Annotated in this window: 11 protein-coding genes; 7 read left to right on the top strand and 4 right to left on the bottom strand. The window is 37.9% G+C overall.

Going from position 1 to position 15,830, the window contains the following annotated elements:
• The first annotated feature begins 11 nt into the window (after positions 1-11).
• The gene (dhaQ, locus tag AC4G3L_RS15250) at positions 12-1,010 is read left to right on the top strand and encodes a DhaKLM operon coactivator DhaQ (protein WP_491077849.1); all 999 of its coding nucleotides are present in this window, start codon (positions 12-14) and stop codon (positions 1,008-1,010) included.
• A 159-nt stretch (positions 1,011-1,169) separates the two neighbouring features.
• On the opposite strand, the gene AC4G3L_RS15255 is transcribed toward dhaQ, so the two are convergent.
• A complete protein-coding gene (locus AC4G3L_RS15255; RefSeq protein WP_491077850.1) occupies positions 1,170-2,261 on the bottom strand; it encodes a GntR family transcriptional regulator in 1,092 nt (363 codons plus the stop codon).
• A gap of 326 nt (positions 2,262-2,587) precedes the next feature.
• Here AC4G3L_RS15255 and AC4G3L_RS15260 point away from each other — a divergent pair, with 326 nt between their 5' ends.
• The 6 genes from AC4G3L_RS15260 (at position 2,588) to AC4G3L_RS15285 (ending at position 11,925) form a co-directional block, all read left to right on the top strand.
• Positions 2,588-4,198, top strand: a complete 1,611-nt coding sequence (locus AC4G3L_RS15260) for a xylulokinase (protein ID WP_491077851.1) — start codon at positions 2,588-2,590, stop codon at positions 4,196-4,198.
• 22 nt (positions 4,199-4,220) lie between these two features.
• Positions 4,221-4,916, top strand: a complete 696-nt coding sequence (locus AC4G3L_RS15265) for an L-ribulose-5-phosphate 4-epimerase (RefSeq protein ID WP_491077852.1) — start codon at positions 4,221-4,223, stop codon at positions 4,914-4,916.
• A gap of 33 nt (positions 4,917-4,949) precedes the next feature.
• Entirely contained in the window at positions 4,950-6,368 is a 1,419-nt protein-coding gene (gene araA, locus AC4G3L_RS15270; protein WP_491077853.1) for an L-arabinose isomerase, read from the top strand.
• 417 nt (positions 6,369-6,785) lie between these two features.
• Entirely contained in the window at positions 6,786-8,180 is a 1,395-nt protein-coding gene (locus AC4G3L_RS15275) for a sugar porter family MFS transporter (protein ID WP_491077854.1), read from the top strand.
• Positions 8,181-8,417: 237 nt separating this feature from the next.
• Positions 8,418-9,293: a spermine/spermidine synthase domain-containing protein gene (locus tag AC4G3L_RS15280; RefSeq protein WP_491077855.1), complete on the top strand. Its 876-nt coding sequence runs from the start codon at positions 8,418-8,420 to the stop codon at positions 9,291-9,293.
• A gap of 250 nt (positions 9,294-9,543) precedes the next feature.
• Positions 9,544-11,925, top strand: a complete 2,382-nt coding sequence (locus AC4G3L_RS15285; protein ID WP_491077972.1) for a polyprenyl synthetase family protein — start codon at positions 9,544-9,546, stop codon at positions 11,923-11,925.
• Positions 11,926-12,005: 80 nt separating this feature from the next.
• On the opposite strand, the gene AC4G3L_RS15290 is transcribed toward AC4G3L_RS15285, so the two are convergent.
• From AC4G3L_RS15290 to exaC, 3 genes are all read right to left on the bottom strand, one after another.
• Complete coding sequence (locus tag AC4G3L_RS15290) at positions 12,006-13,502, bottom strand: peptide MFS transporter (RefSeq protein ID WP_491077856.1); 1,497 nt, start codon at positions 13,500-13,502, stop codon at positions 12,006-12,008.
• A 214-nt stretch (positions 13,503-13,716) separates the two neighbouring features.
• The gene (locus tag AC4G3L_RS15295; RefSeq protein ID WP_491077857.1) at positions 13,717-14,085 is read right to left on the bottom strand and encodes a DUF779 domain-containing protein; all 369 of its coding nucleotides are present in this window, start codon (positions 14,083-14,085) and stop codon (positions 13,717-13,719) included.
• A 20-nt stretch (positions 14,086-14,105) separates the two neighbouring features.
• The gene (exaC, locus tag AC4G3L_RS15300) at positions 14,106-15,626 is read right to left on the bottom strand and encodes an acetaldehyde dehydrogenase ExaC (protein WP_491077858.1); all 1,521 of its coding nucleotides are present in this window, start codon (positions 15,624-15,626) and stop codon (positions 14,106-14,108) included.
• Positions 15,627-15,830: the final 204 nt, after the last annotated feature.

Below are 15,830 nucleotides of genomic sequence, written 5' to 3' on the forward strand. Positions count from 1 at the left end.
AGGGAATAAGAATGAAAAAAATAATTAATGATGTTCAGCATGTTGTAAGAGACATGTTGGCTGGATTTTGTTTTGAACATAAAGAAAGGGTTTCTTATGAGCCCAAGCATGATATTGTCTATCGGAAGGATTTAAAAAATATAAGTGAGGAGGTTGTCATCATAAGCGGAGGCGGCAGCGGACACGAACCGGCTCATTATGGATATGTAGGGAATGGAATGCTCTCCATTTCGGTTAATGGAGAAATTTTCACTCCGCCAACAACTGAGCAAATAGTAGCCGCCATTCGGATGATTGATAAAAATAAGCGTATTTTGCTCATCATCAAAAACTTTAAAGCGGATTTAGAGAGTTTCTTATTGGCTGAATCAATCGCCCAAAAAGAAGGCTGGACTGTTGATCATGTCATTGTAAGTGATGACGTCTCCATTGAAGACGACAATTCCTTCAATAAACGGAAACGTGGTGTGGCTGGTACTGTGTTTGTCCATAAAATACTTGGAGCTGCTGCACGTGAGGGATATTCTCTAAACGAATTAAAGGAAATTGGCCAGTCTGTCATCAGTCATTTACATACATTGGGAGTTGCGCTTTCACCGGTAACCCATCCTGAGACAGATAGAAGTTCATTTATACTAAAGGGTAATGAAGTATTTTACGGTATCGGGATTCATGGTGAAGTAGGATACCGGAAAGAAGAATTTCATTCCTCTGAAATTTTAGCCATAGAGCTTATGAATAAACTTAAAAGTCTTTATCGTTGGAAAAAAGGAGATCAATTTGCCATTTTGGTGAATGGGTTAGGAGCTACCCCCCTGATGGAACAGTATATCTTTACCAATGACATTCAACGTTTATGTGAGCTGGAAGGCTTGGATATTAGATTTGTGAAGGTTGGAAACCATTTAACTTCCTTAGATATGAAAGGTATTTCGTTAAGTTTACTCAAAATAAAGGATCCTGTTTGGGAAAAATGGTTAAAAGCAGAGGTGGAAGTAGCTAACTGGTAGTTAAATTTGGTTGGTGCGCAAGTTATATATCATATATAGGAGAGATAGAGTAAAGCCCGGTTCATGCTCAGTATCATAACGAGCATAAACAGGGCTTTTGATTTTTCATTAAGTAATTTAGTAACGCCATATGGATTAAAATATATTCTTAACTATTGCCTAATGTACCTCTAAATCTTTTACTGTTTCTCCTTCAACTAATACTGGTTGATAATAGGTCTCGTTAGGTAAATCCTTTTTACCTTGCAATTTCTTAATGACCCAATCAGCTGCATCGCGTCCCATTTGTTCTTGTGGGTGTGTTAATGTTGTTAGGGAAATATTGGCGTTTTTTGCAATATAGGAGTTGTCCTGGCCAATAATCGATAATTTCTCCGGAATAGGAATTTCAAGCTGTTTGCATACATTTACTACTTCTAAACCAACCTCGTCGTTATAACACACAATAGCTGTTAACATATTACTATTTTCATTTAGAAATTTCCTCAGGTTAGTAGATAACTGAGGTTTTGTTTCTGTATTGAATGTAAGTACATGCTCTGGACGAAATGCTAATTTTTCTTCTCCAAGCGCTTTTATATATCCCTTCATTCGATACTTTCCTTGTAGATCATCAGATTTTGATATGAGACCAATTTGTGTATGTCCCTTCGAAATTAATTCTTTTGTGGCAAGATAACTGGACTGTACATCATCAAGACATAGGAAAGCAACACTTAATTCCTCATAATAAGCATTAATCATAATGAATGGAACCTCTTGTTCTTTGAACGAAAGGTAGTAAGAAATATTAGGATTATATAGATTGCTTTTTGTAGGCTCAACAATTAAACCATCCACGCCAAATGACATCATCATTTCCAACGCTTTTTTTTCCTGTTCGACATCATTATTTGTACTGGCTAAGAGTAACGAATAATTCTCTTCATTTAATCTACCTTCAATTCCTCGAATAATAGAGGGGAAAATATAATCAGAAATGTAGGTTGTAATAACTCCGATTGTTTTAGTATTGGATTGACCGCCTGATTTTGCTTGGTATTGATTACTGACATAAGTGCCAGACCCTTTTTCACTTCTTAAAAACCCCTCGTTAGATAATTCTAAAATAGCTTTACGAACTGTTTGGCGGCTCACTTCGTATTTTCCTTGGAGGGAAGCTTCAGTAGGGATTTGGTCACCAACTCTGTAATCTCCCGAAAGAATCTTGCTTTTTATATCATCAATGATGACCTGATATTTTGGTTTCATTTATTGCTCACTTCCTTCATAGGTGCTCTTGCACTAATTGATTCGAAATAGTTGTATGTACATATTTTACTTTGAATTAGTAAGAAATAAAATAAGTAATCTAATTCCCTTTTAAAAGTAACATCTTTATTTATTTCTTTAATAGTATACCCAATAAATGGTTTTGTGGGTCGTTGTTTAAATAATAGTAGAATCAGTAAGATTATATTTGTGTGTACTAATTATATATTAGTTGACATTTGTACGTACAAATTAATATAATCGAGTTAACAAATAGAAAGCGCAATCATTCTGAATATTGGAACCGCTATCAGATGGGGGTTTATATGAAAAAGAACAAAGCAAACATAAAAGAGGCGATTACTAAGGGAGAGACTTCTCTTGGGATTGAGTTTGGTTCTACACGTATCAAAGCAGTGTTAATTGATCATCATTTTGAAACGATTGCATCTGGAAGCTATGAGTGGGAAAACCGCTTGGAAGATGGATTTTGGACATACAGCCTAGTAGATATAATTACTGGACTACAAGCGTCATATCGTGAGATGAAGCAAGAAGTTGAAAGAAATTATGGGATTACGATTCGCACGATTGGTTCTATTGGAATTTCGGCCATGATGCATGGATATATGGCCTTTGATCACACCGGCGAATTGCTTGTTCCGTTTCGTACATGGCGTAACTCAACAACGAGTGCGGCAGCTAAAGAATTGACTGATACATTTAAATTCAATATCCCAGAAAGATGGAGCGTTGCTCATCTTTATCAAGCTATTTTAAATGAAGAGAAACATTTGCCGCGTATTGATTATGTTACGACTTTGGCAGGTTATATCCATTGGTTACTGACTGGTAATAAAGCAATCGGCATTGGAGATGCTTCAGGTATGTTTCCAATCGATGAATCAACAAAGAATTACAATGAATCGAATGTGAAGCAATTTGATGAACTAATTTCCACTAAAGGTTGCCATTTGAGCCTGAAGGAGATTCTTCCTAAAGTTTATCTTTCAGGAGAACAAGCTGGTGAATTGACTGTAGTTGGTGCCAAAATTCTTGATCAATCACAGAATTTACAACCAGGTATTCCGCTTTGTCCGCCGGAAGGTGATGCCGGTACAGGAATGGTTGCTACAAATAGTGTGAGAAAGCGTACCGGTAATATTTCAGTAGGAACATCAGTCTTTGCCATGATTGTACTGGAAAAAGAACTCTCAAAAGTGTATCCGGAAATTGATTTAGTAACAACACCTGATGGTAGTCCAGTGGCGATGGTTCATGCTAATAACTGTTCCAGTGATTTAAATGCCTGGCTGAAATTATTCCGTGAATTTTCTGAAGCAATGGGTCATGAGATTGAAACGGATCAATTATATGAAGTGATGCTCAATAAAGCTCTCGAGGCTGATCCGGATGCTGGCGGATTGCTAAGCTATGGCTATTTGTCCGGTGAGAATATTACAGGATTGGAAGAGGGGCGACCGCTATTCGTCCGTCCACCTGATAGTCAGTTTAATTTAGCAAACTTTATGCGAGCTCATCTTTTTACTGCATTTGGCGCTTTAAAAATTGGAATGGACATTATGACTAAAAAAGAAAATGTTGAAATTGATGGGATTTTGGCTCACGGCGGATTATTCAAAACACCTGTTGTAGGTCAAAAAATCGTCGCAGCTGCCATTGATGCACCAGTATCCGTTATGGCAACAGCCGGAGAGGGTGGTGCGTGGGGAATGGCTATTCTGGCTTCTTACATGATGAACAAAAATGATAAAGAATGCCTGGAAGAATTCCTTGACCAAAAAGTCTTTTACGAGGTTGATAGTCAAGAAATATATCCAGATCAATTTGATGTTAAAGGTTTTGAGAAATTTATAGAGCGATATAAAAAAGGTCTCGTAATTGAGCAGGCAGCTGTCGATCATTTGATTTTATGAGTCTACGTTTGGAGGGTTTTAAGTGTTAGAAAAGTTAAAAGAGGAAGTATTTGAAGCAAATTTAGAATTGCCCGAGCATGGACTCGTCAAATATACATGGGGAAACGTAAGTGCAATTGACCGTGATAGTGGCTTATTTGTTATCAAACCGAGTGGTGTTGATTATAAGACGATGAAGCCAAGTGATATGGTGGTTGTTGATTTGGATGGTCAGGTGGTTGAAGGGGAATTGAATCCTTCATCAGATACAGCGACTCATGCAGTACTTTACAAGCATTATTCAGAAATTGGCGGTATTGTGCACACTCACTCAACCTGGGCGACCATATGGGCTCAAGCAGGTTTAGATGTTCCGGCGATGGGAACTACTCATGCCGATACATTCTATGGTTCCATTCCATGTGCAAGGTTTTTAACTCAAGAGGAAGTTGATCGTGGGTACGAAGTGGAAACTGGAAAGGTAATTATCGAAACATTTGATAAACGTGGATTAGATATATTGGCAGTTCCCGGTGTTTTACTTCATGGGCATGGACCATTTACTTGGGGCAAAGATGCAAAATCAGCAGTTATGAACAGTGTGGTATTAGAAGAGGTTGCCAAGATGAATTTGTTTACACGTGAATTGAATCATTTTGCTGAAGAATTGCCACAACGTATTTTAGATAAGCACTATCTACGTAAACATGGGAAAAATGCCTACTATGGGCAAAAATAATACAAACTATCAAACTATGAAAAGAGGATTATTATGCTAAAAGCAAAAGAATTTTGGTTTGTCGTAGGTTCACAGCATCTATATGGGGAAGAGGCACTCGCGGAAGTCAAAGCACACGCACAAACGATGACGGATGCCTTAAATGAAAGCGGTATATTACCTTACCCGCTTGTATTGCAGGATTTAGCTGTAAGTGCAGATAAAATTACAAGCATTATGAAAGAAGTGAACTATCGTGATGAGGTTGCAGGGGTAATTACCTGGATGCATACCTTCTCACCTGCAAAAATGTGGATTCGCGGAACAAAATTATTACAAAAGCCATTGCTTCATTTAGCAACGCAATTTAACGAAAGTATTCCATGGGAAACCATTGATATGGATTTCATGAATCTGAATCAATCCGCTCATGGTGATCGTGAATATGGATTTATCAATGCGCGTTTGAAAAAGCAAAATAAAGTTGTAGTAGGTTACTGGAAACGTGCTGAAGTTCAAAAACAAATGGCAGAGTGGATGGACGTAGCGGTTGCTTATAACGAAAGTTTCAATATTAAAGTTGCTCGCTTCGGTGATAACATGCGTAATGTTGGAGTTACCGAAGGGGATAAGGTTGAGGCTCAAATTCAATTTGGATGGACCGTTGACTACTTTGGTATAGGGGATCTTGTTCAATATGTGAATGACGTTAAGGACGAAGAAGTAGACGATTTACTTGCTGAGTATGCGGAACTATATGAATTTGATTATGGCACTTACAGCAAAGAAGATTGGGAAAAGAGTGTGAAGGTGCAAGCAAGCTATGAAATTGCCATTAAGCGTTTCCTTGATGCTGGTGGTTACAATGCCTTCACAACTAACTTTGAAGACTTATATGGTATGAAACAGCTTCCTGGCCTTGCTGTCCAGCGTTTGATGGCACAAGGATATGGCTTTGCTGGTGAAGGGGATTGGAAGACTGCGGCGCTCGATCGCTTACTTAAAGTGATGAGCCATAACCAATCGACTGGATTTATGGAAGATTACACTTATGAACTAGCGGTTGGGCAAGAAGCTGCTCTTCAATCACATATGCTTGAAGTAGACCCTACATTAGCTTGTAACAAGCCAAAAATTGTCGTATCTCCATTAGGTATTGGTGATCGTGAGGATCCAGCCCGTTTAGTTTTCGACGGTAAGGCAGGAGACGGTGTTGTTGTTTCAATGGCTGACTTTGGTACACATTACAAGCTTTTAATTAACGAAGTATCTGCATTTGAGCCAACTATTGAAGCACCCAACCTTCCAGTTGCCCGTGTACTATGGGAAGTGAAGCCGAACTTCCAGGATGGGGTTAAAGCTTGGATTGAGAATGGCGGCGGCCACCATACTGTTGTTTCATTGAATCTGACAACAGATCAAATTATCACTTATGCAAAGCTTGTAGATTTGGACTATGTAGTTATTAGGTAATGGCTGGCTTTATCCACCGAGGGGGCTTATGCTTCCTTGGAGGGTAATATAGTAATCCAGAAGTAAGAATAAGATACTTTTATTTGTAAGCGTGTTCTTTGTTTCTATATATGAAAGCGTTTAAAATTAGAAATTGAAACGATGTGTTTATGGATTACGAATTTTGATATAAATATGGCCAAATCCTTGTCAAGATAATACCTTCAGTAAGTTAAGTAGGGTGATCTCTAAAATTTAATAGGATACGCCTCATACCATGTAAGACAAGCTGAGAACGTAAATATCAAATTAAAAATTTACTGTTATTATAGCAATTTTGCTTCCTATGAAAACGTTTTTATATATGTTGAGGCCAGTAATAGTTTTAATGGTGAGATTTCTAGCAATATATTTTTGCACCTAGTGGAGGGAACATAAATGGTTAATGAGAAGAAAATCTCAAGTCGCTTTATTTACTTTTTTGGGGCTTTTGCCGGCATACTTTTTGGTTATGATATTGGTGTTATGACAGGGGCATTGCCTTTTTTAGAAAGTGATTGGAGTCTAGAAGGAAAAGCTACAGCCATTGGATGGATTACCTCATCCGTAATGTTTGGAGCTATTTTTGGAGGTGTCGTGGCTGGTCAGCTGTCTGACCGTTTAGGACGACGCAAAATGATTTTAATATCTGCTGTCATTTTTGTTGTGGGTTCCATATTGTCAGGAATAGCCCCTCATGATGGAATACTATTTTTGATTGTTTCTCGGATGTTTTTAGGATTGGCTGTTGGTGCTGCTTCTGCGTTAGTTCCAGCCTATATGTCGGAAATGGCGCCTGCACGATTGCGCGGTCGTCTGTCAGGAATAAATCAAACAATGATTGTTTCTGGAATGTTACTTTCCTACATTGTTGATTATTTTTTGAAAGATCTACCAGAAACTATGGCTTGGCGGATGATGCTTGGTTTGGCTGCAGTACCTGCTATCATCTTATTTTTTGGAATGTTAAAGCTACCTGAATCACCAAGATTTTTAATCAAGAATAATAAACTTGATGAAGCTCGTAAGGTATTGGGCTATATTCGCTCAAGTAAAAAAGAAATTGATGCTGAAATAAAACAAATTCAAGAAGTTTCAAGAGAGGAAAACAAAGCATATCTAAAAACGTCTTGGGGAACTCTCTTAAGTGGTAAGTACCGGTATTTGGTGTTTGCAGGTGTCGGTGTGGCTGCTTTTCAACAATTTCAGGGTGCAAATGCCATCTTCTATTACATTCCGTTAATTGTACAAAATGCAACAGGGCATGCAGCCAGTTCCGCGTTGATGTGGCCAATCATTCAGGGGATTATTCTCGTAATAGGTTCATTGGTCTTCCTGTTGATTGCTGATAAATTTAAGCGACGTACTTTATTAACTGTGGGCGGAACAATAATGGGACTCTCCTTTATTTTACCGGCAATCCTGAATATAGTTATTCCTAATGCTGATCCGATGATGATGGTTGTTTTTTTAAGCATCTATGTAGCACTTTATTCATTCACTTGGGCTCCTTTAACTTGGGTTATAGTTGGTGAGATCTTCCCGATGGCTATTCGCGGGCGTGCATCAGGTTTAGCTTCATCATTTAATTGGATCGGTTCTTTCCTGGTTGGATTGCTATTTCCAATCATGACTGCTTCGATGCCTCAAGAAGCTGTTTTTGCCATCTTCGGTGGTATTTGTTTACTGGGAGTACTATTTATCCGGACATGCGTTCCTGAAACTCGCGGTCGCAGTTTAGAGGATATTGAGAAAATTGGAGAAAGTAAACAACCTAAGGTGAAAAGTGCTTAAATAGTCACTGTACCTACTACTTATTGAAGTGCGGAAAAGCAACAAATTAAACCAATAGATAAGCTTCTGATTTGTACTGAATCAGAAGCTTTTTTATTCGTACATACATCTAAATTCCCTGTATTATCAAAAGCTTATTTTTCGGTAATATTGTAGAGTGGGAATTCCCTCTTCATTGCCCTCATCCCTTTTTTTAGCTATTATTTTACTTATAACTCGACGAATATAGGTGAAGACATGAAGCTGAAAGACGGAATAGAAGAAGATAATAATAAAGTTTTTGCTTTGCTGAGCAATTATTTAAATAATGCGCCTGACTATATTGATAAAGAAGAGATTAATGAGATTGTTCAATATGGCGTATCTTATGAACATGCGTTTGCGGTCATATTAGCTGCAGCTTTTGGACTGGATATTGTTGATAAGGTAGAAGATAAAAACTTGTTTAACAACTATTTTAGCAAAATGTTTTTTAAACTTAATGAAAATGAATATTATGATAATCCTTATTATAAGAACATCAAGATTCCCACGATTAAAATAGGTAATAGCGAATTGAAATATGAAATTTATAAACCATTTAAGGGGTTTGTATGTAATGATATTGTCCAAACAAAAGAGGGAAGACAAATACCACAAATCGGTTTTTTTGAGACGGAATTTACCTATCCGGCGATTTTAGAAAACGGAAGAATATGGATGACGGTTACACCGAACGAAATTGAAACAATGAAAGAAGCAGTTAATCAGGCATTTGGGAACGTGCTTACTTTTGGATTGGGTCTTGGTTATTATCCCTATATGGTTTCTGAAAAAGAGAATGTGGAAAGTATCACTGTAGTGGAAAAGAATGAAGAGGTTATTGACCTGTTTCGAACCTATATTTTTCCACAGTTTAAAAACCGCCAAAAGATTAAGATCATTAAAGCGGATGCTTTTGAATATGCACAAGGATCGATGGTAAAGGGTCAATTTGATTTTGTATTTACAGATTTATGGCACGATGTTTCAGATGGAATCGATATGTATTTAAGTATGAAGTTGTTTGAAAAAAGATGCCCAAATACGGTATTTATGTATTGGATTGAAAAATCTATTAAATGTTATTTGTAAAAGTAAGATAGGAAATCCTCATTCAGCTTATTTGAAGGAGGATTTTCCTATTTAATGATGTGGCTGTCTCTTGGGATGAATATATACATGCTTTATACCTATTAACTTGGGGAATGTCCGTTTGAGTATGAATTTGTTAGAAAATATAATTTGTTTATTTTAGCATTCAGCTTATAAAGATGTTACGTTTGAAGTATAGAGTTGGCAGGACGACAAATAACCAAAAGAAAATAAGAGGTAGATTTTGCGTATGAATGAAAAGGAAATAATAAATGCTGATGAATGTTACGCCAGGGATGAGCAAAGGGCCAGACAGTATTTCGAATCCCTGCATGCACAGGTCAAATCAAAGAACTATATTGACGTACTAACGAAAGATATTCAAACATGGAAGCAGAACCATATTCGTCATCGATCCTTAGGTTCCCTTTTATCGCTTAAAAATAGAAAAGCAACAAACAAGGAGTATCATCAGTATTTACGATGGTTGAATAAGAGTGGGAAACTGGAGCCATATCTTCATCGGAGTATCTCATATATTTATCTGAGAGATTTGGGTAAAGCCTTGGACTTGCCTGAAACACAAAATAAAATCAAACAAGTTGTGGATAAGCTGATCTCTCAATTGATTCAAGATAAAACCGGTGAAGTTGGCGAAATAGATCTGTTTAGTATGCCTGGTATGTACAGATGGGGTCAAAAAGAGCAGATTGAATCTACAGTCATCTGGTTGTTTGACAAATTAAAGAAAGTTGCTTCCTCTATACCGAATGGGATGGATGCCGAGAATGCACAGCGTAAATTGATCAAGATCATAGGCGGAGTTATGATGCATGTTATGGAAGAGATGAGCCCTGATATTTCTCCGGAAGAACGGGCACAAAAGCTTGATGAAGCAATCCGATTAGGGTATTCCTATGGTCTGACCTATCCGTTTATTGATGATTTACTGGATGCGAGCATATTATCTATTCAGGAGAAAAAACAGTTTTCAGATATCATAAGAACAACGCTCATTAGTGGGAGAGTCCCAGCAATAGACGAGTGGTGCGGTAAAAATGAAACGCTCATTCGGTTTATTCACTCAGAACTTAAAGAAGCTTTTCAGTTTATTAAAGCTAGCCAAAGGCCAGAAACGATAAGTGTGTTTTTTGAACAGGCCTATGTGTTTTTTCATTCACAGGAAGTGGACCGAGTTAAAGAATTAACAAATGAACAGTATACAAATGAAGAACTATTCATTCCAATCATCTTAAAATCTTCTTCCTCACGATTGATTGTTCGTTCTGTTATTAGTGCCGCGGAGGATGAGGGATTTAATAAACGCACATTTTATTATGGAATCTATAATCAATTGGCCGATGATTTTGCTGATTTGTTCGATGATATGGAGGCAGGGGCGGTTACTCCATATACCTATTATTTAACCTATTATGATAAGCGTTCTGATCTTATCAATCCATTTGAATTATATTGGACAGTCATTTTTAATTTAATTCACCATGTGTATGAGTCTGATCCAAATGCCTGTGAAGTAATATTGGATCGAGCGATTAATGGCTTAAAAAGGAATAAAGAACGATTGGGAACTAAAAAATATAATGAACTAATGAATCTGTTAACGGCTGATATGCCAGCATTCAATCATCTCATCCAAAAGATGGTTCAGAAAGCGGATGATGTAGATTTCTTTGATAAACTGCTTCGTGACCATATCCTTACCAATTTGAAAAAGGATCGTAAGGAAGAAAGTGATTTTGTTAACATAATAAAAACTGTTCGACAGGAGATTAATCAGAGTCTGTCTGTTAATAAAGAGGAAACGGATTCTTTGATGAAGGATCCGATTGTTGATGCGGCAAATTATAGCCTCGAAGGTGATGGAAAAAGGTTAAGGCCAATTGTAACTTGGATGATGGGGGTAAGGGAATATGGATTAAATCCTGTTGCCATTGTACCGCTCCTGAAATCCTTAGAATATATGCATACCGCATCCCTTATCCTTGATGATCTGCCGTCACAGGATAATGCGCCTATTCGCAGAGGGCGTGAAACTTTGCATGAGGTTTATAACGCAGGTATTGCTGAGATAACCTCTGTTTATCTTATCCAATGTGCTATGAAGGAGCAAGCATCATTAAGGCAGTTTAATTCAGAGTCTGTCCTTCACTTGATTCAGTATTCATCCCAAGTAGCTATGGATATGTGCAGAGGGCAGGCAATGGATTTGGAGTCTAAGGGAAAAACGTTGACATTAGAAGAATTGAACACTCTCGCCTTTTACAAAACAGGAATAGCTTTTGAGGCTTCATTAATTATGCCTGCCATTCTTGCTCAAGCAGAGGAATCCGAAATGGAATCGATAAAAAAATTCGCACGTCATGCCGGGATTGCCTTTCAAATTAAGGATGACTTACTTGATATAGAAGGGGATGACCATTTACTTGGAAAACCTGTCGGACAGGATAAAGAAAATAAAAATTCAACGTTTGTATCAGTCCTCGGCAGGGAGGGTGCTCGCAAAGTAATGTGGGATCATTACTGCTATGCTATGGAAGCTATTGTTCAGATTTCACCAAAGAGTTCATTTTTAAAGCATTTAATGAATTATATGGTGAACAGACAGCGCTGAGTGATTGTCTGTTCGCTGCCTTTTAGATTAAAACATAAAAAATGACCTCAGCAAAGTAGCTGAGGTCATTTCATTATTACTTATTTAACGCCTTTCATATATCTTTGGATAATTGGTGAAATCAAGTAGATAATGATTGCGCAAAGAATAGCGAATCCACCGATTGATCCAAAGTAAAGGAGTTCCGTTTCTGTACTATAAAGTTTTACAAGTTGTGCATTAATAGCCTGTGCAACTGCACTTGCCAGGAACCAGAGGCTCATCGTTTGAGAAGAGAATGCTGCCGGTGCCAGTTTGGTAGTGGCAGATAAACCAACAGGAGATAAACAGAGCTCTCCAAGTGTAACGATTAAGTAGCTCAATATCAGCCAGTAAGGACTGACGAGTGTTTCGCCGCCACTTAGGTAACCAGGGACCAGCATGACAATAAATGATAGACCCGCCAATAGTAAACCAATAGAAAATTTCTTAGAAGTTGAAGGCTGTCTATCTCCAAGTTTCATCCATAACCAGGCTGCAATTGGTGCAAATATGATAACGAAAAGAGCAGGCATAGCCTGGAGCACACCAGGTGCAATTTTAAAGCCTAATAAAGTTAAATTAGTTCGTTCTAACGCATAGATATTTAAAAGATTAGAGCCTTGTTCATAAATAGCCCAGAAGATAACGGCTGATAGGAATAAAGGAATATAAGCGAGCAATCGAGAACGCTCGTCAATAGTTGTTTTTGAACTTTTGTACATCCATACAAAGTAAACGATAGGTATAATGACCGCCAAAATGGTTACGAGTAAGACAAATCGATCAATGTTTAGCCAACCGATTGTAATCAGAGCATAGAAAAGAGCGATTAATAGAGCGATTGCCACACCGAAATAAAGAGCAAACTTCTTTTTGCCTTCCGGGCTTAATGGGTTAGGTGGCTGTGTTCCGATCGTCCCTAAATTTTTCTTCTTTGTAATGACAAATACGATTAGTCCAAGGAACATCCCTACAGCGGCAGCTGAAAATCCTGCATGATAGCTATTATAATGTCCGCGTAATCCTTCTACAATAAATGGTGCAATAAAGGCACCTAAATTGATTCCCATATAGAAAATACTGAATCCTGAATCACGACGAAGGTCATCTTTTGTATATAAGTCGCCAACGACGCTCGAAATATTTGGTTTTAATAGTCCGGTACCAATGATGATCAGGAACATACTGGCAAAAAAGGCTTCAGCACCAAGTGGCAATGCCAGAACAACATGACCAAACATAATGAAAACTCCACCGTAGAATACGGTTCTGCTTGTCCCGAGCAGCCGGTCTGATACCCATCCGCCGATAATACCAGATAGGTAGACTAAAGATCCGTAAATGGCAGCTATGGACATGGCAGTGGATTGGTCAAATCCTAGTCCACCCTTGCTAACTTCAGCGTATAGGTAGAGGACCAGAATGGCCCGCATGCCATAGTACGAAAAACGTTCCCAAAATTCTGTGAAAAACAGTGTGAAAAGTCCCTTTGGATGTCCGAAGAAACCAGTAGTAGGAATACCTGGAACACCCAGTTGTTTGTTTTTATTATTCAAAAAATTCCCTCTCCTTTTACATGATGTACTATAATTTTATTTTACATTGACCAAAAAATCAAAATTGAAAGACTATATGTCGCTTTATTTGATCATAATCTAATATAAAACTACTAGAAATCTAAAAAAATCTTTAGGAATATAAGTCTAAAGAAACATTTCTATATAAAAACTGCCCCTAAAAGTCATTGGACAACTTTTAGGGGCAGCTTATTCAAACCTCTGTTTGATTTTTTAAATCCGCGTATTCTTCTTCTGAGAAAATACGAGAGTTCGTAATGAAATGACGCTCTTCTACACTATCAAGTGAAAAGCTTGCGCCTCTTCCATCAATAGCGTTAATGATTAATTGAGTATGCTTCCAGTACTCATATTGCAATTTGTGTATATAAAACGGGCAATCTCCAATAGAACCTAAGTATATGTCTGAATCCCCAGTTTTAAAATCGCCTTCCTTATAGCACATCGGAGCCGATCCATCACAACAGCCACCTGATTGATAAAACATGAGCGAGCCATGTGTTTTCTTTAATGATTCTATTAATTGAAGTGCTTCTTCGGTTGCTACGACACGTTCTACCATTTAAGAGGTAACCTCACTTTTTAGAAAAAACCTTGAGCCTTTTTATCATAGCTTACTAACAAACATTTAGTTTGTTGGTAATGATCCAGCATCATAGCATGATTTTCACGGCCGATACCGGATAATTTGTAACCACCGAACGCTGCACCTGCTGGGTATTGGTGATATGTGTTTGTCCAAACACGACCGGCTTGAATAGCGCGACCTGCACGGTAGGCAAGATCTCCACTGCGGGACCAAACACCGGCACCTAATCCGTATAGAGTATCATTTGCGATTTCCATTGCTTCGTTAAAATCTTTAAAAGTAGTCACGCTAAGAACCGGACCAAAGATCTCTTCCTGGAATATACGCATTTTGTTATGACCTTTGAAAACTGTTGGTTTAATATAGTTGCCATTTTGCAGGCCTTCACCAAGGTCATTTTCTTCACCGCCGATTAAACATTCAGCGCCTTCTTCTTTACCAAGTTTAATGTAGGATAAGATTTTTTCTTTTTGTTCATTAGAGGCTTGCGCACCCATCATGACTTCTGTATCAAGCGGGTTCCCAATTTTGATGGCTTTTACACGCTCTAACGCACGTTCCATAAATTTATCATAGATGGATTCCTGGACTAAAGCACGAGATGGACATGTACAAATTTCACCTGAGTTTAGCGCAAACATAACAAGACCTTCGATTGCTTTATTTAAGAATTCATCATCTTGATCCATCACATCTTCGAAGAATACATTAGGTGATTTACCACCAAGCTCCAATGTGACAGGGATGATATTTTCAGTGGCATACTGCATAATTTGACGTCCAACAGCTGTAGAACCTGTAAAGGCGATTTTTGCAATACGTGGGTTAGTTGCAAGTGGTTTACCAACTTCCACGCCAAAACCGTTTACAACATTAAGGACACCTGCTGGTAGTAAATCTTGAATTAATTCAATGAGTACCATAATGGAGGCAGGAGTTTGTTCAGCAGGTTTTAATACGATACAGTTGCCCGCTGCCAAGGCCGGAGCAATTTTCCATACAGCCATTAGAATCGGGAAATTCCAAGGAATGATTTGTCCCACTACCCCAAGTGGTTCCTGGAAGTGGTAAGCTACTGTATCATTGTCTAATTGAGTAGTTCTTCCTTCCTGTGTACGAATGGCACTTGCAAAATATCGGAAGTGATCGATTGCCAAAGGAATATCCGCATTCAATGTTTCACGCACTGCTTTCCCGTTATCCCAAGTTTCAGCTATAGCAATCTTTTCTAAGTTTTCTTCTAAACGATCAGCAATTTTATTTAATAAACGAGCACGTTCAGCAGTAGAAGTTTTCCCCCAAGCTTCTTTAGCTGCATGTGCTGCATCTAATGCCAATTCAATATCTTCTGCAGAAGAACGAGCGGCTTTCGTAAAGACTTCTCCTGTTACTGGAGATTTATTCTCAAAATACTGACCTTTAACCGGTGCAACCCATTTACCTCCGATAAAGTTATCGTATTTTTCTTTGAAATGGACAACTGCCCCATCCGTATTAGGATTTGCATAAATCATGTTAACTTCTCCCCTTTGTTCGTATTGAAAATCGTAGATGTAAGGTTTTTGATGCTATTTTGGAATAGAAATAATCATCAAGTAAACGTTTACTTTCCTATTATTCGACTAATTCAAGGAAATTTCAAATAATATGACTGTGATTATAGGAGAAAAGCATGTATAAGAGAAAGATGAAATAAGGGAATATTATTGTGAACATAG

The organism is Bacillus sp. z33 (genome assembly GCF_058313615.1).

Bases quoted from the DNA above. Each gene is read 5' to 3' on its own strand.
- araA (WP_491077853.1), top strand. From the start codon at position 4,950: ATGCTAAAAGCAAAAGAATTTTGGTTTGTCGTAGGTTCACAGCATCTA.
- AC4G3L_RS15285 (WP_491077972.1), top strand. From the start codon at position 9,544: ATGAATGAAAAGGAAATAATAAATGCTGATGAATGTTACGCCAGGGAT.
- AC4G3L_RS15260 (WP_491077851.1), top strand. From the start codon at position 2,588: ATGAAAAAGAACAAAGCAAACATAAAAGAGGCGATTACTAAGGGAGAG.
- AC4G3L_RS15280 (WP_491077855.1), top strand. From the start codon at position 8,418: ATGAAGCTGAAAGACGGAATAGAAGAAGATAATAATAAAGTTTTTGCT.
- AC4G3L_RS15275 (WP_491077854.1), top strand. From the start codon at position 6,786: ATGGTTAATGAGAAGAAAATCTCAAGTCGCTTTATTTACTTTTTTGGG.
- AC4G3L_RS15295 (WP_491077857.1), bottom strand. From the start codon at position 14,085: ATGGTAGAACGTGTCGTAGCAACCGAAGAAGCACTTCAATTAATAGAA.
- AC4G3L_RS15255 (WP_491077850.1), bottom strand. From the start codon at position 2,261: ATGAAACCAAAATATCAGGTCATCATTGATGATATAAAAAGCAAGATT.
- dhaQ (WP_491077849.1), top strand. From the start codon at position 12: ATGAAAAAAATAATTAATGATGTTCAGCATGTTGTAAGAGACATGTTG.
- exaC (WP_491077858.1), bottom strand. From the start codon at position 15,626: ATGATTTATGCAAATCCTAATACGGATGGGGCAGTTGTCCATTTCAAA.